Annotated in this window: 17 protein-coding genes and 1 tRNA gene; 7 read left to right on the top strand and 11 right to left on the bottom strand. The window is 63.3% G+C overall.

Going from position 1 to position 24,650, the window contains the following annotated elements; all coding sequences use genetic code 11:
• Positions 1-155: 155 nt before the first annotated feature.
• On the bottom strand, positions 156-923 hold the full coding sequence (locus NKJ76_RS11180; protein WP_352537412.1) for a hypothetical protein: 768 nt from the start codon (positions 921-923) through the stop codon (positions 156-158).
• Between the two features lie 764 nt (positions 924-1,687).
• On the opposite strand from NKJ76_RS11180, the gene NKJ76_RS11185 reads away from it, so the two are divergent.
• Positions 1,688-2,791: a GTP pyrophosphokinase gene (locus tag NKJ76_RS11185; protein WP_352537413.1), complete on the top strand. Its 1,104-nt coding sequence runs from the start codon at positions 1,688-1,690 to the stop codon at positions 2,789-2,791.
• A gap of 66 nt (positions 2,792-2,857) precedes the next feature.
• Here NKJ76_RS11185 and NKJ76_RS11190 read toward each other — a convergent pair whose 3' ends face one another.
• The 10 genes from NKJ76_RS11190 to NKJ76_RS11235 form a co-directional block, all read right to left on the bottom strand.
• Complete coding sequence (locus NKJ76_RS11190) at positions 2,858-3,097, bottom strand: phospholipase D-like domain-containing protein (protein WP_352537414.1); 240 nt, start codon at positions 3,095-3,097, stop codon at positions 2,858-2,860.
• Between the two features lie 36 nt (positions 3,098-3,133).
• Positions 3,134-3,361: a hypothetical protein gene (locus NKJ76_RS11195; RefSeq protein WP_352537415.1), complete on the bottom strand. Its 228-nt coding sequence runs from the start codon at positions 3,359-3,361 to the stop codon at positions 3,134-3,136.
• A complete protein-coding gene (locus tag NKJ76_RS11200; RefSeq protein ID WP_352537416.1) occupies positions 3,361-5,580 on the bottom strand; it encodes a DUF8724 domain-containing protein in 2,220 nt (739 codons plus the stop codon). The genes NKJ76_RS11195 and NKJ76_RS11200 overlap by 1 nt, the downstream gene beginning before the upstream one ends.
• Entirely contained in the window at positions 5,573-9,916 is a 4,344-nt protein-coding gene (locus NKJ76_RS11205; RefSeq protein ID WP_352537417.1) for a DEAD/DEAH box helicase family protein, read from the bottom strand. The genes NKJ76_RS11200 and NKJ76_RS11205 overlap by 8 nt, the downstream gene beginning before the upstream one ends.
• Positions 9,913-12,465: a hypothetical protein gene (locus tag NKJ76_RS11210; RefSeq protein WP_352537418.1), complete on the bottom strand. Its 2,553-nt coding sequence runs from the start codon at positions 12,463-12,465 to the stop codon at positions 9,913-9,915. The genes NKJ76_RS11205 and NKJ76_RS11210 overlap by 4 nt, the downstream gene beginning before the upstream one ends.
• A 194-nt stretch (positions 12,466-12,659) precedes the next feature.
• Positions 12,660-14,267: an N-6 DNA methylase gene (locus tag NKJ76_RS11215; RefSeq protein ID WP_352537419.1), complete on the bottom strand. Its 1,608-nt coding sequence runs from the start codon at positions 14,265-14,267 to the stop codon at positions 12,660-12,662.
• A 247-nt stretch (positions 14,268-14,514) separates the two neighbouring features.
• Positions 14,515-15,435: an HNH endonuclease gene (locus tag NKJ76_RS11220; protein WP_352537420.1), complete on the bottom strand. Its 921-nt coding sequence runs from the start codon at positions 15,433-15,435 to the stop codon at positions 14,515-14,517.
• Positions 15,436-15,736: 301 nt separating this feature from the next.
• Positions 15,737-17,518, bottom strand: coding sequence for a tyrosine-type recombinase/integrase (locus NKJ76_RS11225; protein WP_352537421.1), 1,782 nt, complete (start codon positions 17,516-17,518; stop codon positions 15,737-15,739).
• 97 nt (positions 17,519-17,615) lie between these two features.
• Positions 17,616-17,692 (bottom strand) — tRNA-Arg (locus tag NKJ76_RS11230).
• 194 nt (positions 17,693-17,886) lie between these two features.
• Positions 17,887-19,419 carry an ATP-binding protein gene (locus NKJ76_RS11235; RefSeq protein WP_023728827.1) on the bottom strand — a complete coding sequence of 511 codons (1,533 nt, stop codon included), beginning with the start codon at positions 19,417-19,419 and terminating at the stop codon, positions 17,887-17,889.
• 367 nt (positions 19,420-19,786) lie between these two features.
• On the opposite strand from NKJ76_RS11235, the gene rpmH reads away from it, so the two are divergent.
• The 6 genes from rpmH to yihA all read left to right on the top strand — a co-directional run bounded on the left by rpmH (position 19,787) and on the right by yihA (position 24,639).
• Positions 19,787-19,921: a 50S ribosomal protein L34 gene (gene rpmH, locus NKJ76_RS11240; RefSeq protein ID WP_008833937.1), complete on the top strand. Its 135-nt coding sequence runs from the start codon at positions 19,787-19,789 to the stop codon at positions 19,919-19,921.
• A 16-nt stretch (positions 19,922-19,937) separates the two neighbouring features.
• Positions 19,938-20,291, top strand: a complete 354-nt coding sequence (gene rnpA / locus NKJ76_RS11245) for a ribonuclease P protein component (RefSeq protein WP_023681360.1) — start codon at positions 19,938-19,940, stop codon at positions 20,289-20,291.
• A gap of 14 nt (positions 20,292-20,305) precedes the next feature.
• Positions 20,306-22,120 carry a membrane protein insertase YidC gene (gene yidC, locus NKJ76_RS11250; RefSeq protein ID WP_023681359.1) on the top strand — a complete coding sequence of 605 codons (1,815 nt, stop codon included), beginning with the start codon at positions 20,306-20,308 and terminating at the stop codon, positions 22,118-22,120.
• 340 nt (positions 22,121-22,460) lie between these two features.
• Positions 22,461-23,027: a fasciclin domain-containing protein gene (locus NKJ76_RS11255; RefSeq protein WP_023673244.1), complete on the top strand. Its 567-nt coding sequence runs from the start codon at positions 22,461-22,463 to the stop codon at positions 23,025-23,027.
• Between the two features lie 317 nt (positions 23,028-23,344).
• Positions 23,345-23,983, top strand: coding sequence for a CatB-related O-acetyltransferase (locus NKJ76_RS11260; protein WP_023681358.1), 639 nt, complete (start codon positions 23,345-23,347; stop codon positions 23,981-23,983).
• Entirely contained in the window at positions 23,980-24,639 is a 660-nt protein-coding gene (gene yihA, locus NKJ76_RS11265) for a ribosome biogenesis GTP-binding protein YihA/YsxC (protein WP_023673242.1), read from the top strand. The genes NKJ76_RS11260 and yihA overlap by 4 nt, the downstream gene beginning before the upstream one ends.
• The last annotated feature ends 11 nt before the right edge of the window (positions 24,640-24,650 follow it).

Below are 24,650 nucleotides of genomic sequence, written 5' to 3' on the forward strand. Positions count from 1 at the left end.
AGATTTTGCAGCGGCAAGCACGGAGAGGCAAGCCCCTTGCAGCAACATACGCCTTAGATCGAATTCCTTGGCAACACTGAGCAACCACTGTTATTGCACGCTTTTGCGATCGAGTAGTCACGTAGTCGCGTAGTCAACCGGGGTAATAGCCCCCGTCAGAGACGCTCTAGGTCCGGCCCCCGTCGTCGCAAACCTCTTAGGAAAAGAAAGTCTTGGAACGCGTACTGGCCCTGCCAGCGTACCAGTTCTTTGGTTTGCGTCGGCTTGAGCGGATAGGCACGTTGCGATGGCGTCGGCCGATGGTAACTATGGAATTTCAGCATATATGGCAGCTGTGCGGTAGGCTCATTCAAGGCTTGTATCATCAAGGGCACACGGGATGTGCTTGAACCGACCTCAAGTCGGCGCAGTTCGCTCTCCATATCACCCTCAACCACAAAGTGACTGTGGAGCAGCCAGGATGCCCTATCGGCTTTGAAACCTGCTTCGATACCGCCGACCATGGCACTGTGTTCTACACCAGCTCTCATAAGCTTGATGCGTAGCCGGTTTCTCAATTTTATGGGGTCGGTTGAATGCAAGGCTCCAACAGCAACTTCTTGAAGAAAAATGGTCACCACGTGGGCACGACGCTTTCCGAAGAGCCTTAAGGTGCGACTAGCAAGCCACCGTCGGAATACTCGTGCACATTTGGGACAAAATGGCTTCTCGCAATCGTAATAGCCGTGACGACAATCGCTCAGAATTTCGCTTTCCGTGCGGCACGGTTTAGGCTTTCGAAGCAGCCTGCTCTCCAAATCTTTGCTGTACCTGGATACATCGTTCACTGTCTCGAAATGCGAGCGCTTGGCATCGGCAAAAGGCCGCAAAACCACAACGTCGTACTGTGGAGAGATAGGTGCGGTAAGCCAAAATGGTTTCATACTGCCATCACGCCTGACGAAATTAGTTGGGCTTATCCATATCACCACCGTTGTCGCGTGCAGAAACTTAAATTGGGGGGCCCGAACCTTAGGCTGAACGCGGCATTCTCCAAAGACCGGTCTAGCCAGAGCGTGGTTGGACGAGGACCAACTAACCTAAAGCGTTAATCGATATAGCCGAGTCAAACGCAGTCGCGATCGATGGACGGAGTTCAGCGGGCAGTCTCGCCATGTGGCAGTTCACGGCAAATGGCGTGAGCCTATCCGCAACTGCTTTGCGCCCAATGTCAGAAGTTCAGCCGACACACTGCTTATACTGAAACCGGTCATTCATTCCGGATCGCTTTGGCACTAAGCGGGAGGTCTGCAACTGGGACTTACCTGCTGTTTGCAGATGCCGCCGCGAACTAACGATGTTGTCAGCAGAAGACGGAGTTCAACGGTCTGTCGAGTGGCCATCGCCTTCGCGATGCCGCCGCTGGAGCGGCTGCTGCCATGGGTACGACCGTGGAAGATGGCCTTCGGAGCGCAGCCACGGTGCCGAGGGCGCGCAGTCCGCCAATCGGACGTTGTGGCAAGCTCGATCAAGCTCCAAAGCCAACCACATGGCCGCGACGCCCACATCACCTTCGGCTCCGCCCCAAACCGCGCAGACGATCTGCACAGCGTGTGCGTGTCCGATCGGTCCAAGCCGGTTTGAACCGCCAGAAATCGCTTGCCTAGAAATAGCTACGTGCTTTGATGCGAGCAGGGGAATCTCTAAGATGCCGTCGCTAGACTTCGAGGCCGAGAAGGCCACTTTCCGTGAATACTACAACGACAACGCCCAGCGTCTCGATCAGGCGAAGGAGGCGTTCCTAACCTTGCTCGGCTCGCTCCTGGCGCACGCGGAGCTAGACGTGGCGGCCGCGACCGGACGCATTAAGGACCGCGAAGAATCGATCAAGAAGTTCATGCGGAAGTATCAGGGCGACCTGGAGGAGAGCGGCACGCCCTATGAGATCAAGGACCACATCACCGACCTGATCGGGCTTCGGCTCGTCTGTCTCTACGAGGACGAGATCGACCCGATCGGCCAGCTCATCCGCGAGCACCTCGACGTAATCGACGTAACGGACAAGACGGCCGAGATCGAGGGCACCGAGAACGCGTTCGGCTACAAGGGGCTCCACCTCGACCTGCGGTTGGACGGGGTGCGTGCCGCGATGCCAGATTATGCTCTGTTCGCGCCATACAGCTTCGAGCTGCAGATACGCACCGTCGTCCAGGATTCCTGGAGCACGCTCGACCACAAGATCAAATACAAGAAGTCGATCCCCGCCGCGCTGAAGCGCCGCATTAACACCCTCGCTGCGCTGTTCGAGCTGGCCGATCGCGAATTCCGGCAGGTGCGCGAGGAGACCGAGCTTCAGATCGTGAAGGCGGAAGCCGAGCCGGACGCCGAAGCCGAGGCCCAGGAGATCGCGCAGGGGGGCGAGGCGCCGGGGCCTGCGGTCGATGCCGACATCGGGCGGGGACAATACGCGCCGCTGGATGCCTTCAGGCTTCTCCGCATCGCGCGCCACTTCTTCCCCGGTGTCGAATTTGAGGCCAAAAAGGTCGACGGTTTCACCGCCGACATCGTCGAGCGCGATCCCGGGATCAGCCGCGGGAAGTTCAACTTCTACCTGCGTTCGACGATCGGGCTCGTACGGCAATACAAGGCATGGTTCCTCGACAGCGGGCGCGGTGAGAAGTTCAACGCGTTCACTGAGATACGCCACGCGCTTTACGCGGCGAACCCGGCGGCCTTCGCGGGCATGCTGACCAATGTCGCGCGCGAGACCTTCGACGACTGGCGCGCGGACAACGCGAACCAGCAGGCCTAAACCGTCGCCAGCTGCATCGGCGCCGCCAGCGCTCGGCGATCGTGGTCACCGCGTCTAGCAGCACCTTCACCGCGCCGACCGCCGGTCCTCGACGAGCATCCCGCATTCGAGGATCGTCGACGTCAACCGCTTCAGCAGATTCGCCGATCCGACATAGGCAGCGACGCCTTCGGCCAGCACGATCTTCGCATGGAAGGTTTCGTTGGCCAAGTTCGCGGCACCATAGTCGATGATCCGTCTCGCGCTGGCCTCGACACGCCCGCCTGCGGCGCCGCAGCTCAGAAGTTGGGACGCGTCACGCAACACGAGCCGGCGCTCGGCCGCCTTAGTCGCCTCGAACAGCTAGGCAGCCCATTCGGCGCCGACGCTATCGATAAATGGGATCATGATGCTGAACCGCTCGCGCGCGAGGCTGGCCAGATGCCTGAACGCGTCCGTGGTGCGCGTCAGCGCGACATACTCATTGGCGACGTCGGCGGCGAGCGCATCGGCTCGGCGGCTGGATCCCGGCGGCATGGTCACGACCAGCCTAGCAGTCTCCTTGGGCGAAAAGAGGATTTCGCCGCTCATCAGGCGAGCGAGGAATCGAAGAAGCCGATCAGGTTCGGCGCAGATTTCGGTTCCCACTCGGGTCCTTTTCCGCCCTTCAGCACGGCTCGCGACAGGAGCAGGTTCGATGCGATGCAGCTGACCTCCGACACCATCACGCAGGCCGGGCAGGCGCCGCCGCGAGCATCGCACAGGCTGCCCGATCCGCACCGGAGCGTGCGCGGGTCCAGCGCGCGCTTCAGGAATGCCTCGGCGTAGTTGCGCCACATCGCAGAGATGTTGCCCAGGTCCGGGGTCATGCCTTTTCGGTAGATGACGAACGACAGGTCGGCGGGGAAGATGTGTTCGCCGATTCCGTCGCGATCGACGCCGGACGTGTCCGCGAGCGAGTGCATCATCTGGTGCGAGAGCGTGTGAAGCAGGAGATAGACGTATGCCGGCAGCGTGCGGGGGTAGCCGCCCATACCTTCCCTGTCCTTGAACACCTCCAGGAACGGTCCGAAGTCGTCGTAGCGCTCCAGATAGGCGCGGCCGACATGGTCGCCTGGCACGTCGACGATCTGGTTTGCCGCCAGCCACCGGAGCACCCGGTCCTCGTCGAGCTTGAAGTATAGCGCCTCGTTGAGTTGCTGCGTGACGTATATCGGTCGCTTGTTGTCGGCGATCGGCAGTGGATCGAACGCCTTCAGCCGAACCGGCATGTCGACACTGTTCCCGTTGTGCTCGCGTTTGTAGATCGGCGTCGCCGACACCCGCGTGTAGCCGAAGCTGAACTCGCAGATCGGCAGGCCGCGGACCAGGACGAGCCGCTTGACGCCGATGTGGCGGAGCAACGAACCGACCGTATCCTGATACTTGGCCTGGCGCGCCGGATCGTTGACGACGTCCGTCAGGGCGATGTCGGGGTTCATGACGTCGACCGCCGCGTGAACCGTCATCGCCTGCTCGATGTGCTCGCGCACAAACGCGTCGTGCTGGATCGTCAGGCGGATGGGATCGTAGCGGCGCGTCCAGGCCTCGCGTATGGCGATCGCCTGGAGGACGGCGGGGCTACCCAGCCGGCCTCGTTCTACGACCCCGTCGGCGAACCACCCCTCGCGTTGGTCGTGCGCGTTGTCGCGGTGCCGGCGCGCCGCCTCTGCCCGACCACCTTCCTCGGCCTTCCTCGCCATGTCGAGATAGGTCTCATACTCGCGCCACTCGCCGGCGCGGGCGGGATCCGCCTCGACCCGGTCCCGGATCTCGTCGTCGGAAGGTTCGGAGAAGGGTATGTCGTGAATCTGGGCTAGGCGGGTGACAAGCGCATCGCGCCGTGTCGGGGTCATCAGCTCGACGACGGCGCTGTCCTCGAAGACGATGAAGCTGGTCCGCTGGACGTAGAAGGTCGAGTTCGCCCGGTAGGAGACGGGTAGCATGTTGACCTCGATCCACTGGAACGTCCGGCCGCCGTCGTTCTGCTGGATCTGGAGGCGCGAAAGCACCTCGGGGTTGGCCTTCTTGAGCGGACGGGTCTCACCGCAGCCCTCGCAGACGTATCGCCATTCCGAAAAGACGGGTGCGTCGTTGCGCAGCCTGAAGCTAGCGGAACCGCAGGTGCACATGCGGATCTGGCGTGTGCCGCCGGTCTGGGGATCGAAGTTATAGTTGAAGGGGCTGAGGGGTTCGATGTCGCCGGACCAGTGGACGTATAGGACATCGATCTGGGTCCAGCGTGCCTCGTGGCCATTGCACTTCCTCGGCAGCGGCTGCCGCGCCTGGTCGCCGACGCTTCCGAACTCGCGGGTTGATCCGCAGATGCCGCATCGGTAGAGCAGCGGATAGGGGACGTAGCCAACCTTGTCCGGGCTTGTCATCTGGAAATGGGTGCGCTCGACCCGCGCTTCGCCGGTCTTGGAATCGCGGAACGGCGTATCGAGGACGAGTTCGGGTAGGGCGTCGGGTAGCGCCTTGATCGCGCGGTCACGCCAGTTCGTGACGGAATCGCGCAGGTTCTCGAAGATTAGCGCGATGGTTGTCGGCTTCAGGTCCTTCGCCTCGTTGGCCAGCGGGACCGAGCGGCAGATCCCCTTGCCGCCCTCCCATGTCATGAGCACGCCGGGCGCGTAGGAGCCGGCGATCTGGACGCGCGATCGCGACATGGTCGGTGGCTCGAGCGGATCGGGTTCCGATCGGGCGACGCCGAAGGCGGCGGGTCGTCGCGTGGAGGCGGTCCGCCAGTCTTTTCCCTTATCGTCAGCCATTGCTGCCCCCATCTGCATCCATTTCCGAGGAGCTGCCACGCTGCGTCCTGATGGCGCGCATCACCTTGGCTAGGTCGCGCCTGTCGACCTCCGTCGTCTTCCCCTTCGCGAGCGGATCGCGCGCGGCGGCGACGATGTATCCTGCCTCGTCGACGTCCCGGAGCGATGTCATAGGTGGCTTGAACGCGGGCAGGTCCTTCCAATAGTCGCGCAGGCTCGAGATCGTTCCCCTGCTCGAAATGTCGCGCGCGAAGTTCTCGACCTGCTTGTCGACGAGGCCGTGGTAGAACTTCTCGTAGTGCGGCGCGCCGAGGTGCGCCGCACCCTTCCCGGCGAAACCGCTGGCGCGCAGCATGAACCCGACCAGAGCCTTGGTGAAGGCGAGATGATCACGTTGCTCCATGGCGGCTAGACGGTTGACTTGGTCCATGTGCGCGACCTCGAACTTGCGTGTGTCGTCCTTCGCGATGAAGTCGCGCGCCTCTCGCAGCATCGCCCAGGCCTGCACGTAGGACGCCATTGTCCGCTTGATCGCGTTCTCGGCCCAACGCTCGACGGCAGGCGGCGCGATCATGCGCTCGAGGAAGCGGTGGAAGATGTCGTGCGTCTCGACGACGTAGCGGTCCCGTCGGTTCTGCGGCGTTGGCAGCAGCATGACGAAGCCGACGTGTGTGCGTCCGACGCGGCTCGACGCCTGGATGTATTCGGCGATGTCCGACGGAAGGCCGGCGAAAAACATGCTGTTGAAGCGGTCGACGTCCACGCCATGGCTGATGGCGGACGTCGCCACGATGTTGCGCACGGTCTGGGTGACGTCGGGATAATCGGTGCCGGCGAACGACGACTCGGCGGCCTCCATCACCGCCTGGATGTCCTTCATGTCGATGCCGCCGGAGATCAGTCGGCTATCGAACGCGGCATGCGCCCGTTTTATGCGGCGATGCTCGTGCTCCACCGCCGCGCTCAGCGCGTCAATGATCTGGTCGCCGCCCTTCTTGTTGGTGACATAGGCGAGTGCGATCCGGTGCAGATCGACGAGCGCCAAGATGTCGACTTCGCGGCCTTCGGCCACGGCGCGGTCGATGGCGGCGCGATGCCAGTCGCCGGTCCTGCCTTGCGACACCGCGTCGCGGAGACCGGCAATAGTGCCTGTCCGGCGGTCATCGTCCAGCAAGCCGTCCCACAGTGCGGTGATGATCCCGTGGAAGGCGGCGAGCACGCCAACCGTCGTAACCGTGTGCGTCGCGTCGTTGGTCATGAGCGACACGTACAGACGCATCCAAGGTGCGGTCGCCTCGGGCGCCTGGCCGAACGGCAGCGAGGCGGCGAGGCCCACGCGGTCCGCGTTTGCAGCAGGCGGCGCGGCCGGTTCAGCGAAGAAGGAATGGTAGAGATCGGGTCCGGGATAGGGGAAGCGGAGTGGGATGCGCTGATAGAGCGTCTCGAGTTGCCGCTCTGGCGCCGAGATGGTGGCGGTCGCCGCGATGACCTTGGGCATGCGCGCCGCGCCCCACCCGTCGCCCGTCCATCGCCGCGCAACCTCCAACTCGTCGCCGGCCATGTCGGCGATGTCCTCGAGGATGGTGTCTAACAGCGTGTCGAACAGGCCGCTGAAGGTGCCGAGGCTCTCCTCCAACAGATGGGCCTCGTCCTGGATGATCAGCGAGGGGAATGGGTCGCGGAATACGCGCTTCCCACCCGAATAGGCGGGGAAGACATTGGCGCAGTGGTCGGATCCGGGGTCACGCTTCAAGTCGGCCTCGCTGCGCGGGTTGTCCAGGTTGCCGCGCTCGTCGATCCGGCGCGCGAGGCCGAACATGCCGAGCACCTTGCTGATGGTGCCGGTGTTCTGGCCGAGCATCGCCAGCTTATCGACGGTGCCGAGCACGATGGCGGGGGCCCGCGCGTAGATCGCGTCGTCGGTAAGCAGGAAGGGTAGTGGGTGGCGCCCGCCATGCTCGCGGTTCCAGTCACACCGGTCGTTGAAGCACAGGATCGCTGCGCGGCGGCCATAATTCCCGTCGCGCTCGTCGCGCCTGAGGCCGGTAGGCTCACCACAGACGGGGCAGTCCGGAATCTTGTCGTAGGCCTCGCGCGCCTCGACGTAGCGGCGGCCACGATCGCGTTCCTGGTCGCCACCGGTCTCGCCGTCGAGGCCCTCGTCGTCGGGATGGTCGGGATCGGCGGCCAGCGGGATGTCCACCTTGAAGTCGCGGTAGTGGTTCGGCGTGTTCTGGCTGCCAACCCAGAAGCCCATCTCGAACGGCCAGTCCCCGACTCCATGCGCCTTGCGGACCAGCTCGGCGCGCACGACCAGCTTCAGGAGCCGTTGCGCCTGCTGGAGCGTAAGGAGGCGCAAGGGGTAGCGGATCATCGCGGTGATGCCGCGGTCCTTCCCGCGCAGGCGGTCGAGGAACATCGCGAACAGCAGCGTGCCGTAGAACGCCTCCGACTTGCCGCCGCCCGTCGGGAAGTAGAGCAGGCTGACGCCGTCCTCGTCGAGCAGAAGGTCGTGGTGCTCTCGCCACTCGTCCATCCTCGAGGCGAACACCGGCACGTGCGCTAGGACGAACGCCATCTGGAATAGGCGCCAGCCCCGATTCGCGTCGAACGAGTCGCGCAGGGCGAATGCCTCGTTGGTCATCGTCCACGCTCGCCACGGCGCCGCTCGCCGCTCGAGGGACCGCCTGTCGCTACCGCCACCGCCACCGCTTGCTAGGGTGTCGTATACCTTCTTAGACGCGATCAGCAGCTCGACGCCGCGCTCGATGTAGCGGGCCTCGGCGCGCTGGGCGGCTATGTCCTTGCGCAGCCGCGCCGCTTCGATCGCCGCGTCCCCGGGCTCGAGTCCAGCTGTGACCTTGTCCTTGAGCCGTGTTTCCTGGCCGTCGATCCAGGCGGTGTAGGCATGAGGCAGGGCGAGCAGCCGTGAGGCATCGAAGGCCGGATCCTTCAACACGGCGAACTGGAATGGCAGGTCGAGGTTGCCCGCGACGATGCGTGGCTGCGCGAAGCGCGGCGCGGACGTGGTGCGCAGGATCACCACCGCGCCCTCCGTCCGGGCGTCTACTCCGCAGTTGAGACCGATCGCCGGATAGTCGAGATGGTCGCGGAAACGATACGAGGGCTCCACCCGGTCTAGTTGGAGCGCCCGGTGCGCGGCGCTAGGCAGTGCAATCGAAAGGCCTGCGTTGAACAGGGTGTTGCAGCGTCCTCGCGCGTCGAGAGGCGATGGTTCGGCCGACTGGTTGTCCAGCATGACGCGCATCGAGAGCGCGGTGGCGTCGAGGAAATCTGTCTGGCGCTCCACCTTCACGACGACGCGTGACAGGTCAGGGACGATGCGGTTGCGGTCGACCGGGCGGGCCGCGAGCACTGCGATCGCGGTGGCCCAGTTGGTCTCCGACAGTGTGTCGTTCGGTTGGACGGTGGCGTCCCGCCATGCGATGCCGGCGCCTTCACCGGCCACCCAGGCCTCAAGGCGCGCCGCGGTGGCGTCCGCCAGAGTTCGGTTGTAGGCGTCGACGGTCGAGGTGAGGTCGGTGTCGCTGGCGTCGCAGCCGAACTCCAGGGTCGGCAGGTCGAGGTCCACGCGCCTCCACTTGCCCGGGATCGGCGCCGGATCGACCAGGGTCAAGGGAAGTTCGCGCCCTTCCCGGACCAGGCGCGCGATCGGCGGGACCGGCGGCGCCACGTCGTCAGGAGTGGTCGGATCGGCGTCGGCTGTCTGGCCAGGCTGCGAGTCGACCGGGTCAGACTCCGGCTCGCCGCTCAGCAGCTTGATGCCGTGGGCCCCGTATGCCTTCCTGCGCACCTCGGCGAGGATCTGCGCCCGCGCAGCCCTGACCTTCGATCGCTTCGTCTCGTCCATCGCCTTCCAGTCGGGACGGTCGACGCCAGCCGCCTGTAAGGCCGGCGTGCGCTCGTTGCGAATGACATCGTCGATCTGCTGCTGGATATTGGCCCGCAGCCGGAAGTCGAACTCGAGCTCCCCGCCGCCTGCCACGAGATCGGCCCATTCCGGGATGACCCTGACGTAAACCGATAGGCGGGGCGTCACCCACATCGTTGCGCCGGTCCCGGCCACTGCCACGAGATCGATTCCCACTGCGGCGATGCGGATGTCGGTCGTCTCGTCGTCGTTTCCGGTGATGTCGAAGCGCGGCAACAGCTGCCCGGCGAAGATGCCTCGGCGCGGCGAGCTTCCGAGCAGGTTCCGGCCGCGCTCGTCCGCACCGCTGACGCGGTCGACGATCGCATTGACGAGCGCGTCGCAGACCGCCTCCTTCAGCTCGACGTCGATCGCTGCGAGCTCGCTGTCGGTTTTTCCCTTCATGACGCTCTGTAACTCCGAACTTCATCGACGATCGCGACATGTTCTTCCGCCATCGCCCGCAGCGTGCGGATCTCGTCGGTGCGGTCGCGGTTGCTCGCCATCGCCGCGTGGGGATCGGTCAGGATGCCGCGGAACGCGTCGTGGAACACGTTGCCATAGCGGACACGGTGCGAGCGTTGCGCGACGACCGCCCAGCGCCAGAACGTGCGCGCCATCCGTTCGGAGATGCCGAGCGCGGCGGTGAAGCGCATGAACGTCTCCTCCTCCTGCGGCGCATGCGGCACGACATCGTGCAGCGGCTTGTCGACCTCGCCGTCCAAGTCGATCCAATAACGGGCCGTTTCGGCAGGCACTGCCGGTTCGCCCATGGCGGCGACCAGCGACCGCAGCTTCGCGATCACGGTGGGCCCAAGCATCGCGGCGAAGCGCTCGACGACCAACTGATGATAGTCGCGGATCTCCTCGGCCGCAGTCGCCCGGATGTTCACGAGCGTGCGGGCGCGCTCCACGAAGCCGTGGCCGATCACGCAGACCTCGTCACCCTTCTTGACCTGAGATGCAGGACGCTCGACGAACGACGTCGTCGCTGCGCCGTCGTCCCGTAGCACAATCCCAGTGCTGCGGCGGGCGATTATGCGCTGGCCGTTCTTTAGCTCGATCTCGACGAGGTTGCGCTCGCCGCGGCCCACGCCGCTCAGGTCGATGACGGATCCGTTGGGAAAGTCCACGTCGTCCGTCGGCATCTCGAACCGGACCAAGTGCCGGCCGATCTCCTCGACGCGCTTGTTGGCCCTCGCGGCGAACGAGCGCAGGCGTGCTGCGAGCTGCGCGATGTCGATTTCGCCGGCCAGCCGCTCGGCGTCGCGAGCGGCAAACGCGAGTGTGTCGGCGTCAGCCAGGATCGTCACTTGCTCAGGCAACCAGGGTTGGCTGAGCATCTTCAGGATTGCGGTCCGGGTCGGCGCGACGACGACCACGCGCTTGAACTGGTTGCGAGAGTTCGGGGGAAGATCGGCCACGGTCTTGAGCATCCGTTCCCCGCCGAAACGGATGATTTCCGAGTCGATCCGCGCGCCTAGCTTCGGGTGGCTTGCGGTCAGGCGGTCGGCCGCGAATTCCGCGACCAGGTCCGACCTGAACACGAAGATCGACTTGGAGCTGGACCTGAGTGCCGGCTGGATCGCACTCTCCAACATGGTAGTCATGGGCGTTCCGCCTTCCAGCTTGCGCATTATCTCGCGGGCGCCGGACAGGGAGCCCGCCTCTGCGTCGACTTGGCTGGCGAGGCTCCTCGGATCGTTCAGCGTCGCGAGATCGGCCGTGACCCGGTAGCCCGCTAGCAGGTCGTCGGCCGCCGCAGTCGACGTCTCGCGCTCGAGGAACCTGCTGAGCTCCCTGAGCGATCCAGGCAGCATGGCGGTCCTGCGGACCGTGGCGATGAGGTTGCGTGCCGTCGTCGACCCTTCGGCGTCGCCTTTGTCGGCGAGGCTGTTGGCGAGGCGACGCAGCGCCTCGATGTTGTGGTCGACGTCCCCGAAGAAGCCCTCGACATCGATTCGGCCGCCCCCTTCGAAGGTGGTATCGCCCGTCGCGGAAGACCTTAAGATCTCGGGCACCTCCGAATAGGCGACATGGCCAGTTGCCGGTATCGCCTTTCCATTGCGTCCTGGTCTGCGTGTCCCCAGGATCTCGAAGCGCGCGGTCCCGTAGGTCCAAGGGTCGTCGGTGATCGCGAGGATGCCCGTGGCGGGATGCACCTCGCGCAGGCAGGCGACCATGTCCGCCGCCTTCTTCACCCAGTCCCACCCAAGCCGGTTGCGTGCGTGGCGGGTCAGATCGAGGATCAGCAAGTCTGGGACACGCGTGATCGCGCGGAGGTCGACGCCGAGGCGCTCACCGGCGCGGACCGTGTAGAGGAAGAACGACGCCTTCGCTGGATCGTCGCCCTCGCCCGAGCGCCGCTGCTTGGCGATGTCGGTCTTGGCGCGAGTCCGCCACAGCAGAGTGCTGTTTGATGAGCGCTCGCCCCTCGGCGGCCCGTGCGGCACGATCTCGTCGAGTATCGGATGCTCGAACTCCGCGTAGTCTCGCCCGTCCGTGGCTCGGCCGGTTAGGTTTCTCACACGTGCGAGGACCTGATGGAAGTCCTTAGCCGCATCACCGGCTGCGTTCATGTAGCGCTTCAGGTGCTCAAAGTTGACCGCACCGAGTGCATGCCGGTCGACCTGCACCTGCCGTGCCTGTGCGTGCGTGCTACGCGCATAGGGGAACACTATGGCGCGCACCTCGTCGGCGCGGCGACGTCCCTTCTCGGATGCTCCCTGCACATCGACCTGCTCGGCCTCAGCACTGGCCACGGCCGCGATCGCTAGCAGGCCCACGATCGCGGACGGCGACACGCGTGCTGGTGGCCAGGGCATGACGACCTGCACGGACCCGTCGCTCGCCACCTCGGCAGCCGAACGCACCAGCCTGGCGTATGCGGGTGTGATCTCGGCCGACTCTGCCCGACCCAGCGGGTAGAAAATCTGCGCCGCGAGTGCGTCCATGTATCGATCGACCTCGCGCCGTGGACGCTCGGGTGTCGCGACCTTAGGGTTCGTGGCGGCAGCAGCGCTACGGTCGGCGTTGGACTTCGCCATCCTCGAGAGCAGGGCCTGGCGCTTGTCTAGCGAGGCCTGACGCTGCTCGACACGATCGCCAAGGTCGGTGCCCGGCGACCGCTGAAAGGGGCGGTCGCGCCTCATCTGGCGTCGACAGTCTCAGGTTGGGCCCGATATGCCTGAATTGCGGCCGCCTCGGCGTCGTCAGTGTCGACCAGCGCGGAGGCGAACGCAGCCGGTGCCGGCAGATCGAGTTGCCTCAGCAAGGTGACCGACACGGCCGCACTGCCTGAGACGCGGCGATAGCGCTGGTCGACGCCGGCCGTGTTGAGGAGGCGCACGGCCAGCTCGAGCTTGTCGGCGTCGTCGGCCGTCAGCACGATCGTGTGGTTCTCGCTAACGAATCCATGCCATTTCGCCTGCACTGATGGATCGACCATCGCGACCACCAGTCGGCGCGGTTGCTTGTCGTTGGTCGTGCGTTGCATGACTGCCGCCGGTCCGGTGACGATTGCCGCGCTGTCGCCAGTAAAGGTCACGAAGTCCGTTCCCGCCCCCTTCTTGCCGGCTGGCCAACATGGCTCGCCGGGCCGCACATTCTTCGCCCACACCAGCGGGAATCCGCGCTGCCGCTGACCGAGCTTCTGGACCAGTCGGTCCTTCTCGCGATTCCAAACGAAGTAGCCCGCGCGCGCCGTTACACCGTAATCGGCGAGGGTCGCTCCCCCGACCAGTTTGGGATCAATCGCGGGCAAGGGCCAGGCGTCGCCGAAGTTCGCAGGGAGTCTCTGCTCCACCACAGGATCGCACGACGGCATAAGACCGACGACGGGAAAGCGCACCGGCGCCAGCACATCGTGGACTTCTCCCTTCCGCGCGATCAGCACGCTGATGTCCTGCGCGACGTCGATGAACACTCCGTCCCTGCCGGCGATCGAGCCAACCGCTAGCACGTTGGCCTGCGAGCGGATGAAGGCACGCATACGGTCGTATAGCGGGCCGGCGCGGAAGCTGGACGGGATGACGAGCGCCACGATGCCGCCCGGCTTGGCATGCCGGAAGCAGAGTTCGGCAAAGAGCGCATACTTGTTGATGTGACCGCTGTGGGCGACCTTGCGCCAGGCCCGGCCGCGAACGTCGTCGATGGCTATGCGGCCGTAGGGAGGATTGGCGATGACGAGGCCGTAGGATGCTGGGATCGTCACCCGCAGGGCGTCGCCGGTGAGGATGACCTCGCGCGGAAGGGGGGAACCGAGCCTCTCCGCAATGAGCCGGCTCGAGAGCATCGCGAGCCCCTTGTCGATCTCTATGCCGTTTAGACGGTATGCCACCTCCTTGGCCTTCAGTCCCGCGGTTGCCATCCGTCCCGCCAGTGTTGACAGGAAGGCCGCTCCTCCCGCCGCGGGATCGAGCACGTCGTCCGTCGCCAGGTCGAAGCCCGCCTCGATGGCAAGATCGACCACCGCGTCGGCCACGGTCGGCGGCGTGAAGTAGGTCGCCTGCGAGCGGCGGACCTTAGTTGGCAGCATCAAGGTGTAGAGCGTGCCGATCCAGTAGTGGCGCTCATCGGGGGGAAGCGCATGGAGGATACGGCGGAACGCGTCGTGGCGGGGGTCGTTGCCAATGTCGGCGAGAAGGTCGAGGCAGACATCGGCGCGCGCCTGAGGCGTCGCCGCGTGCTCGACCAGCATACGGGCGGTCGAGCGCGCGCGCGCAAGTAGAGCGGCCTTCGTTCCCTTGTGGTCCATCCCCATCCCCCGGCACCGGCAACGATAATCGCCACCATGCGGTTATAGGATGGCGATTTTCTGTATCCAAACCTGTTCGAAGGAAGATTGCAATAATTCGAGTGATTTTCTGCTGTCCCTCGGATCCCATCAGATGGTCTTGTCTTCGACGCGACTGAAGTTGAAACACAATTTCTCTTTGGCCGGCGAAGGCGGACAAATGAAAGTCGCGGATTAGACATGGCACCGGGATCCAGGCAAGCGAGATTCACCCTAAATACCGGTTCTCGCGGTGCCATCTGAGCGTCTCGGGCGCCGGCGGTGCGAACCCGGGACGCGGCATCGCAATCTCGGTGCCTTGCATCGCATAGTAGTGGCGGCCATTGTCGAAGTCCGCCCTCAGCCGTTCGCTGACTGCGAAGCAGTTGCGATCGGTCACCGTGACGTAGCCTAGGTCGAACAAGCGATGGATGTCGGTGCGCAGTAGCAGGCCGTTGGACATCTCGTGGTCACCGCCATCCCCATAGGCGCGGATGTGCGCCGCATCGAGGATCGGCAGCGTCTTCTCGCCTGAGACCGCGCAACTGCGGCCGTAGCCATCCATCACTGAGAGGCGGCAGGCGCCTTGGCCGAGCCGCTGCCGCATCTGCACTGGCTTGCCGTAGCGGTCACCGGTTACTGGCATGGGCGCGGCAGGCGTCGTTGCGAGCCGCTCGCCGACCAATTGCCAGAGGCGTAGCCCCTCGTCGGTATCGGTCGAATAACCCTTCCCGACCACGATATTCCGCGAGAAGCTGTCCGGCACCGGAATCCAGCGGTCCCTGGGCCAGAAAAAAGGCTCAGTAAGAATCCTGCATCCAATCACCGGGTCCTCGCGCGGCCCCAGCGGTGCGCTCCGGTGGCGCAGTTTCGCGATCGTCGAGCGCATGTCGGCGAGCGACTCGTTGCCATTTTTCCGGCCAAAGGCGTCCCAAGCGAGCGAGAGCGGCGCAAGAGATGCGTGGCCGAACACGCCGCCGCCGGCAACCGCGTCGGACCCCTTCAGTTTGAACAGGAAGAGGTCGCCCGGTTGCAGCGCCTTAAACTCGCCCGCCCCGGACGGCTGCCAAAAATTGACTTCCTCGGGAGCGATGCCCGCGAGAAAGTCGAACCACGGCCTGTGGGTAACGCCAAGGAAAATCTTGACCATGTTGCGATTATGGCGGGTCCCAGCGAGTTAGCAAGTCGGGGCTCTTGGCGGCGGCTTCTCGTGTGGCGCGGAAACTCATCTCGCCGAATCGCGCATCGAATCACCAATCTTAGGAGATGGCCCGCTCTGAAAGGCACACATCGCTGTTCCTCGGGATCGCGCCATCAACAGGCTGACGACCGCTGTCACAGCCGTGCCGCCTAAAAGCGGTCGGGCAGCTGTCGGCTCCTTGCTGCCATTCCGGATAACAGGCATCTGTGGTCAACTTAAGTGATCGACTCATGACTGTTTGGTACCAATGTCACGAGTGGCTTTTCCAGGGCGGCAACACAAGTCCTTCATAGGTAACCCGATCGATCTCAGCCTGCAGCCGCTCAAGCGAAATGCCACGATCCATAACTCCATCGCTCCGGCGCATTCGTCCATAGCTGCGGCCGACTCCGCCACCAGCATGGCCAGTGAACGCGTGGTGGACTTCCTCGGAAATTCCGGCCTCGCGGCAAGCTCGTTTGAAGGTATGCCGGAAGGAGTGAAATGTTTTCGACGGGCTGTCGACGGCGTACTCACCCAAGTAGCGGCCAAACCACTTCGACCACAACTTTGCTTTTGGTCCGATTGGCGAACTGAACTCGGGCCAAAGCGGATCGTCAGCCTTTGCCTTCTTCGCTCGTTCAGCGACATAGTCGAGTAAACCAGCGGCGATGAGGTCGCGATGGATCGGCACTGACCGAGCCGAGCTCGTAGTCTTCAGGTTCTGATCATCGCCGTCGTCATTGAAGTCGATGAAAGCAATGCCGGCGCCACCGGTACGAATGTCACCGAGCCTAAGCTGCGCAATCTCAGATCGCCGCGCGCCAGCGTAAAGTGCAATGACCGGGAACCAAAAAGCGGCTTCGCCTTTGCCGCCGAGTTGACGCTTCCCTTCGACGAAGACCGGAGAAGCAAATAGATTGTTCAACTCGCCGACGCTGAATGGCTCGTAGTGGCCCTTTTCCATCGTTGATACATCGAAGGTTACATAGAACGGATTGGACCACCCCGAGGCGGCATCGAAGTGTCCGTCCTTCTCAGCCTTGGTCAGAACGCCGGCGAGAAGATTCAGGCTCTTGTTGATGGTCTGAGCGTCCCTTGGCTCGTAGGCGCTGAGATCATTCTTCAGCAATTCGGGCAACCGCATCTTCGCCAACTTGTGTGGCAGTCGTTTCGGCACGCGAGCGAGCGCGTCGCGAAATTCACGAGTGTGCGTTTTGGTGATCTTGCCGACGTCGAGGTCACCATGCAGCTCGACGAACCTCTGCACGGCCCGCGTCGCTTCGTTGATCGACTCCTGACGTGGCTTCCGAGCCGACCGACTGTTCGACTGAGACCAGTTCGCTAGAGCGGTCGTTAGTGGCAGAGCTTTCGTGGTGGGGAGGTCAGGGGATGCGATCTCCTCTCCGTTTAGCCGTGCCGTAATAGCTTGCACCGCCTTCCTCTGGGCCTTGATGAACGCTAGCTCAAGCTGCCGCCAGGCGGGATCATCCGGGTGGAGGACTATCCCGGCGTCCTCGACCGACTTGTTGATGATCCCGTGGATCGCTTCACTGCCGCGCATTTTTGCAACTTCATCACGCGACAACTTGTCAAGCGAGGATACGATTGCCCGATACGCCGCAATGTCACCGTCAGTCATCCCGGCTCCATCTGGCGAAAAGGCTCCGGTTTCGAGGTCGAGTCCAAGACCCTTCCTGCGCAATGCCTCGTCGTTTCTCATCAGCCTCGCGGTGTGAGCGGCTGCAAGCACATCGATCGTGGCTGGCGCGATCTCTGCTGGCGGCCCGTCAGTAATTGATTTCCTGGCAAGATCGACGAGACGGTGAGCTTCTTCGATCAAAGGAAGGGCGGCTCGTTCGGCTGTTCGCTGATCGTTGGTTCGCAACGATTTGACCAGCTCGTTCTTAAATCGCCCAGACCTGCGGTTCACGCACCATTCGATATCTTCCGGCCAAGGCATCGGGAATGGCCGACCGGCTATGTCGTCAGGCAGAGCGAACCGGAATTCGAACCGGTTCGCGCGACGTTGGATGTATTTCATGCGCGCCATTTTACACCCCGAATGTAGCACGCGAAAGTAGCACGCGTGCGGATCAGATAGCAGTAAAATCAACGCCTTAAGCGATTTCAAGCACTTGCTTGAAGAGTGGCGCGCCCGAAGAGATTCGAACTCCTGACCCCCAGATTCGTAGTCTGGTGCTCTATCCAGCTGAGCTACGGGCGCGCAACAGGCCATGCTTTACATAGCCCCGCTAACCGATCCTGACGACCGGCCGCGACAAGACGTGTTCCCTAGCGACTGAATTTCCGAAAAGCAAGCCAATCCGGCAAAAGTTTTGTCGCAGCTGCTTCGACGGTGCCGATCAAGGGGTGCTGAGATTCAGCTCAGTCCGGCTTCGGCTGAATATCAAATACAGCTCAGGCCGGGCGGCGCAGGCCGCTGCGGGCCTGGTCGAGGCGGACCGGCTGGTCGGGGATGGTGACGGCGAAGGTGGTGCGTCCGCCGATCGATTCGACCAGCTCCACCGTGCCGCCATGGGCGCGGATCAGTTCATGCGCGATGGCCAGGCCAAGGCCGGTGCCGCCGCTGCGGGCCGAGCCGCGAAACGCCGCGAACAGGTTTTCTCGTGCCTTCGCCGGCAGGCCGGGACCGGTGTCGGTGACAATGATGCGGCTTACGCTGCCTATGCGCTCGGCCGATACGGCGAGCCGGCGCACCAGCGCGCTCTCGGCGTCGGCCGCCATCGCCTGGACCGCGTTGCGACACAGATTGGTGAGCACGCGAAACAGCTGGTCGGAATCGGCATCGACCTCGAAGGCGAGCTCGACGGCATTGACGAATTCGATGCCGTCCTCGATGTCGAGCAGGCCGTGGACGTCGTCGACCAGCTGGCGCAGCCGCAAGCGGCGGCGTGAGGGCGCCGGCTCCTGCGTGCGGCCATAGTGGAGCACGCCTTCGGAATAGGAGACGGCGCGGTCGAGCGCGCGCAACAGCTTTGGCGCGAAGGCCTGCACGGTCGGGTCCTTGACCAGGCGCAGGCGGTCCGACATCAGCTGCGCCGAGGCCAGGATGTTGCGCATGTCGTGGTTGATCTTGGAGACGGCGAGGCCAAGGTCGGCAAGGTGCTTCTGCTCCGACAGCATCTTTTGCAGCCGTTCCTGCATCTGCGACAGTTCGCGCTCGGCAACGCCGATCTCGTCGGCGCGGGCGGCCGGGTGGATGATGCGCCCTGGATCGTCGGGCGCCTCGGAGAAGGACAGCATCGAGCGCGTCATGGTGCGGATCGGGCCGATCATGATCAGGTCAATCGCGGCATAGACCAGCATTGCGGTGAACAACGAGATCAGCAGCGAGACGAAGGCGACGTTGCGCGAATAGCGCAGCATGGCGTTGCGCAGGGAATAGTCGGGCATGATCAGCTCGAATTCCTTGTCGCTGTCGCCGACCGGGCCGAACACCCTGAGCATGCGCTTGCCGCCGAAGAACAGCGTATCCAGCGCCCCGGTCATGCCCTTGATCATGCCGACATTGGCGATGTCGATATGCTCGTCGACCTGCGGCGGCATCTCGGCCACCACCAGCAGGCGCGATACGCCGCCGTCGCGCACCGCGATCGCCTTGGCGCCGATTGCCATCAGCACGTCGTTCTGGGCGGCGCGGGAGAGCGAATTGGGCTCGCCCTGCACCAGCACGATCGACACCGCGGCAGCGGTGCTTAGCCGCTCCTTCAGCCAGGCCAGGCGGTAGCTGGCGATCCAGGGCAGGAAAATGAGGACTTCGGCCAGGAGCACGAAGACAATGGTGAGCAAGAGCAGCTTGGTCGACAGGCCGCGCGCCAAGGGCACTGAACGATTGGGCACCGAACGGCTCGCAACCGGGCGAACGGTCGCCGGGCTGGCATCGGCTGTCGCCGGGCCGCTCCCTTCATCCGCTGATGCAACTTCGCTCATTAAGGCCTGTCTTCACAAACGCTTGATCGGTTGAGATTAGGTGATTGCGGCTTTTTTGCCAATTTCATCCTTCGTTGGACGATGGTGCCAGCAATAAAGATAGCCTCGAACTGGGTGTTCGCGCCGCGACGAACGGGGTGTCGCGTCGTGACGAACTGGCAGTTCGCACTGCGACGAACTGGCGTTCGCGCTGCGACGAACTCATAGTTCGCGCTGGATTGACTCCCAAAACCCTTCTTTCTATAAGCCGCTCACGCTCGGGCCATTCGTCCCGGCGCGGTTTCGATCGCGCCAATGCCGGCCCGGCAAAGCTCCTGTTACACAGTGACAGAATCAAGAAGGGCCGCACCCCGCGGTATTAAAACAAATGAAGCGTACCTACCAACCGTCCAAACTCGTCCGCAAACGCCGGCACGGTTTCCGTGCTCGCATGGCCACCAAGGGTGGTCGCGGCGTCGTCGCAGCTCGCCGCAACCGCGGCCGCAAGCGGCTCAGCGCCTGAACGGAAGACGAGATCGTTGCCCGCAACCGGCAAGCCAGTGGGACCAAACCCCAAGCGGCTTCTGAAACGTGCGGAATTCCTGGCCGTCCGCCGCGGTGAAAAGCGGCGCGGGCGGCTTTTTCTCGTTGAAGTTCTCGACCGCAAAGACGGTCTGCCGCCGCGCGTCGGCTTCACCGTCACCAAGAAGGTCGGCAATGCGGTTGTGCGCAACCGCGTCAGGCGGCGGCTGAAAGAAGCCGTGCGCACCCATGCCGCAAGTGACATGGCGCCCGGCAATGACTATGTCATTGTCGGGCGTGAAGACGTGCTCACCATTCCGTTCGGCCACTTGAAGGCCGAACTCTCCCGCCGTCTCAGCGGAACACGATAGGCCAAGGGCTTTCGATGGAAAATAACCGGAACTTCTACATCACCATCGTCTTGTCGGTGCTGATCCTCGGGCTGTGGCAATATTTCTATGTGCTGCCGCGGAGCGAACAGCAGCGCGAGGCGGCCCGCATCGAAGAGCAGCGGGCGGCGGAGCAGAAGAAGGCGGCCGAGGCCGCCAATCCCGGCGGCACGCCGGCGCCCGCGGCGCCCGGCGCCATTCCAAACGCGCCCGGCACCTATGTCACGACGCCGGAAGGCCGCGCGCAGGAAGTGGCCAAGACGGCCCGCGTCAACATCGACACGCCGAGCCTGTCGGGCTCGATCAACCTCACCGGCGCCCGCCTCGACGACCTAAAGCTCAAGCACTACACCGAGACGGTCGACAAGACATCGCCGCAGATCCAGCTGCTCAATCCGCAGGCGCTGCCCACCGGCTATTATGCCGAGATCGGCTTTGTCGGCAGCGACACGACCGGCACGGTGCCGGGCCCGGAAACGGTCTGGAGCGTCGACGGCAATGCGACGCTGACGCCGGCGACGCCAGTGACGCTGACCTTCACCAACGACAAGGGCCTGACCTTCAAGCGCACGATCTCCGTCGACGGCGACTACATGTTCACCGTTTCCGATGCGGTGCAGAATTCAGGCTCGACCCCCGTCACGCTGTCCAATTACGGCCGCGTCATCCGTTTCGACAAGCCGGCCGTCGCCAGCTCCTATGTGCTGCATGAAGGCCTGATCGGCGTCACGGGAACCGAAGGCCTGCAGGAGCACAAATACGCCGACATCGAGAAGAACAAGCTCTATACGCCGAGCAAATCGACCGATGGCTGGCTTGGCATCACCGACAAATATTGGGCGGTCACCCTGGTGCCGACCGAGAAGCAGCCCTTCCAGCCGCACTATGCCTATTACGACAATGGCCGCCCGCGCTACCAGTCGGACTTCCTCACCGACCCGATCACCATTGCCGCCGGCCAGTCGGCGACGGTCGAGACCGAGATCTTCGCCGGCGCCAAGGAAGTCAACAAGATCAACGCCTACGCCCAGGATCGCCAGATCAGGCTGTTCGACCGGCTGATCGATTGGGGATGGTTCATCTGGATCACCAAGCCGATGTTCTACCTGATCGACACGCTGTACAAATTCTTCGGCAATTTCGGTCTGGCCATCCTTGCCACCACCGTCGTCGTCAAAACCCTCTTCTTCCCGCTCGCCAACAAATCCTATGCGTCGATGGCGAACATGAAGAAGGTGCAGCCCAAGATGCTCGAGATCCGCGAGAAATACGCGGACGACAAGATGAAGCAGCAACAGGCGATGATGGAGCTGTACAAGACCGAGAAGATCAATCCGCTCGCCGGCTGCTGGCCGGTGGCGCTGCAGATCCCGGTGTTCTTCTCGCTCTACAAGGTGCTCTACATCACCATCGAGATGCGGCACGCGCCGTTCTTCGGCTGGGTCCAGGATCTGGCCGCGCCCGATCCGACCTCGGTCTTCAACCTGTTCGGCCTGCTGCCCTTCGCGCCGCCGGCATTCCTGCCGCATATGGGCGCCTGGGCGGTCGTCATGGGCATCACCATGTTCCTGCAGATGCGCATGAACCCGACGCCGCCGGATCCGACGCAGGCGCAGATCTTCACCTGGATGCCGGTGATCTTCACCTTCATGATGGGCAGCTTCCCGGCCGGCCTCGTCATCTACTGGGCCTGGAACAACACGCTGTCGATCCTGCAGCAGGGCGTGATCATGAAGCGCCAGGGCGCCAAGATCGAATTGTGGGACAATCTGACGGCATTGTTCCGAAAGAAACCCTCGCCAGCTGAATAAACAGCGTGGCAATCAAAGCCCCGGCTCGTCCGGTGTTTTTTGTGGACGAGGCGCGCATCACGTTCCCGTGAGGCGCGAAACTTGCGGCGTGCAACCGGCGTGGCTGCTGCTTGTACCGCCAAGGCCGATCAACACCGATCAGCTCTAATCCGAAGACCGCTGTTTTTGATCCGTGACCCCGTCATGTCCATCGCGGGGATGCGGCGCGTGGAATGGGCATTCGCCTTTAAATATTTGTTATCATTATCCTTTTTTACTCTGCACCGAAACTTTCCCGCAATCTCCGCGTAACTCTTCCCGACAATCGAATCAACAATTGTCGCACCAGAAGGGTTCTCCAATGGCAAAGTCCATCCTCAAGGCATTCTGCTTTTCCGCCGGCCTGGCTCTATCGGGCCTCGCAGCTACGACGGCCTATACGCTCGCCAATCCCGCCGTTGGCGGCGCTGCGATGCTGACCTCGAAGAACATCGTCGAGAACGCCCTCAACTCGCCGATCCACAAGACGCTGGTTGCCGCCGTCAAGGCCGCCGGCCTGGTCGACACGCTGGAAAGCGCGGGACCCTTCACGGTGTTTGCGCCGACCGATTCCGCCTTCAAGAAACTGCCGGCCGGCACCGTCGCCACGCTGGTGAAGCCCGAAAATAAGGACAAGCTGACCAAGATCCTGACCGCCCATGTCGTGGCCGGCAAGATCTCGGCCAAGGATATGATGACCAAGGCCAAGGCGATGGGTGGCAAGTATGAAATGAAGACCGTCAGCGGCGACACGCTGATCGCCGAGGTAAAAAAAGGCGCGCTTTATATCGTCGACGAATCCGGCGGCGCCGCCAAGGTAACGGTCGCCGACGTCAACCAGTCGAACGGCGTCATCCACGTCGTCAACAAGGTGCTGTTGCCGAAGTAACGGCTTTACGCAACGGGGAATGACGGCGGGCTGCGACGGGCTTTCTCGGTCTGCCTTCCCCACCTCACGAGGAGGTGCCATTCTTTTGAAGCCGTCTTCGACACCACCGGGGTCCTGCTTGTCCTTCGCAGGGCCCCGTTTTTTTGTTTCAGGGCGCCTTAGCCGACGGCGGCGGTCGACCTGATCGTGATCTGCCGCGGCACGAACTGAACATCGAAGCCCAGCAGGGCTCGCTCATCGGGCGATTGGTGCTATAGGGCGGATCACGCCATCTCGAATGGCGGCTTTAATTTGCGCCACTCTCGACGGATCTCGCCATGGACGGACCCAACCCAGACATCAAACACCCGATCCCGATGCACACCCGCGTCGGCTTCCTCAAGCCCCTGGTCACCGCGCCGAATATCGAGATCGGCGAGTTCACCTACTATGACGATCCTGACGGACCGGACAAATTCGCCGAGCGGTGCGTGCTGCATCATTATCCCTTCATCGGCGACAAGCTGATCATCGGCAAGTTCTGCGCCATCGCCGAGGGCGCGCGCTTCATCATGAACGGCGCCAACCATGCCATGTCCGGCTTTTCCACCTATCCGTTCAACATTTTCGGCCATGGCTGGGAGCAAGGCTTCGACCCGAAGACGTGGTCGCAGGAACTGCGCGGCGACACGGTGGTCGGCAATGATGTATGGATCGGCATGGATGCGGTGATCATGCCCGGCGTGTCGGTCGGCAATGGCGCCATCGTGGCGGCGAAATCGGTGGTGACGCATGACGTGCCGGCCTATGCGATCGTCGCCGGCAATGCGGCAAAGGTGGTGAAGATGCGTTTCGACGACAGGACGGTCAGGCGGCTGCTTTCCGTGGCGTGGTGGAACTGGCCGGTGGACAAGATCGGCCGCAACCTCAACGCCATTCGGGGCGCCGATATTTCCAGGCTGGAGGCAGCGATTTGAACGCGCTGGGCAACACCGTCATCGGAACCGACCTGTTCACCAAGGGGTGGATCTTCATCCGCGGCGTGCCGGCGATGAAGTTCCTGCCGCCGGAGGGGCCGCCGGAGATCGCCTTTGCCGGCCGCTCCAATGTCGGCAAGTCGTCGCTGATCAATGCGCTGGTCGGCCATAACGGGCTGGCGCGCACCTCCAACACGCCGGGGCGCACGCAGGAGCTCAACTATTTCGTGCCGGGCGGGTTTTCCGGCGAAGGCACCGACTTGCCGCCAATGGCGCTGGTCGACATGCCGGGCTACGGCTATGCCAGCGCGCCGAAGGAAAAGGTGGACGATTGGACCAAGCTGGTCTTCGACTATCTCAAGGGCCGCGTGACGCTGAAGCGGGTCTATGTGCTGATAGATTCCCGCCATGGCATCAAAGCCAAGGACGACGAAGTGCTGTCGCTGCTCGACAAGGCGGCGGTGTCCTACCAGATCGTGCTGACCAAGACCGACAAGATCAAGGCCGCCGGCGTGCCGCAGCTGATCGAAGAGACATTACTGAAGATCAAGAAGCGGCCGGCGGCGTTTCCGTTCGTGCTCGCCACGTCGTCGGAAAAGGGCGAGGGTCTGGACGAACTGCGCGCGGCGATCGTGCTGGCGGCCAATGGCGGTTAAAAGCAACTCCG

The organism is Mesorhizobium sp. M0029 (genome assembly GCF_040323735.1).
Taxonomy (GTDB): domain Bacteria; phylum Pseudomonadota; class Alphaproteobacteria; order Rhizobiales; family Rhizobiaceae; genus Mesorhizobium.

Bases quoted from the DNA above. Each gene is read 5' to 3' on its own strand.
- NKJ76_RS11180 (WP_352537412.1), bottom strand. From the start codon at position 923: ATGAAACCATTTTGGCTTACCGCACCTATCTCTCCACAGTACGACGTT.
- NKJ76_RS11185 (WP_352537413.1), top strand. From the start codon at position 1,688: ATGCCGTCGCTAGACTTCGAGGCCGAGAAGGCCACTTTCCGTGAATAC.
- NKJ76_RS11195 (WP_352537415.1), bottom strand. From the start codon at position 3,361: ATGAGCGGCGAAATCCTCTTTTCGCCCAAGGAGACTGCTAGGCTGGTC.
- NKJ76_RS11200 (WP_352537416.1), bottom strand. From the start codon at position 5,580: ATGGCTGACGATAAGGGAAAAGACTGGCGGACCGCCTCCACGCGACGA.
- NKJ76_RS11205 (WP_352537417.1), bottom strand. From the start codon at position 9,916: ATGAAGGGAAAAACCGACAGCGAGCTCGCAGCGATCGACGTCGAGCTG.
- NKJ76_RS11210 (WP_352537418.1), bottom strand. From the start codon at position 12,465: ATGGACGCACTCGCGGCGCAGATTTTCTACCCGCTGGGTCGGGCAGAG.
- NKJ76_RS11215 (WP_352537419.1), bottom strand. From the start codon at position 14,267: ATGGACCACAAGGGAACGAAGGCCGCTCTACTTGCGCGCGCGCGCTCG.
- NKJ76_RS11220 (WP_352537420.1), bottom strand. From the start codon at position 15,435: ATGGTCAAGATTTTCCTTGGCGTTACCCACAGGCCGTGGTTCGACTTT.
- NKJ76_RS11225 (WP_352537421.1), bottom strand. From the start codon at position 17,518: ATGGCGCGCATGAAATACATCCAACGTCGCGCGAACCGGTTCGAATTC.
- NKJ76_RS11235 (WP_023728827.1), bottom strand. From the start codon at position 19,419: ATGAGCGAAGTTGCATCAGCGGATGAAGGGAGCGGCCCGGCGACAGCC.
- rpmH (WP_008833937.1), top strand. From the start codon at position 19,787: ATGAAGCGTACCTACCAACCGTCCAAACTCGTCCGCAAACGCCGGCAC.
- yidC (WP_023681359.1), top strand. From the start codon at position 20,306: ATGGAAAATAACCGGAACTTCTACATCACCATCGTCTTGTCGGTGCTG.
- NKJ76_RS11255 (WP_023673244.1), top strand. From the start codon at position 22,461: ATGGCAAAGTCCATCCTCAAGGCATTCTGCTTTTCCGCCGGCCTGGCT.
- NKJ76_RS11260 (WP_023681358.1), top strand. From the start codon at position 23,345: ATGGACGGACCCAACCCAGACATCAAACACCCGATCCCGATGCACACC.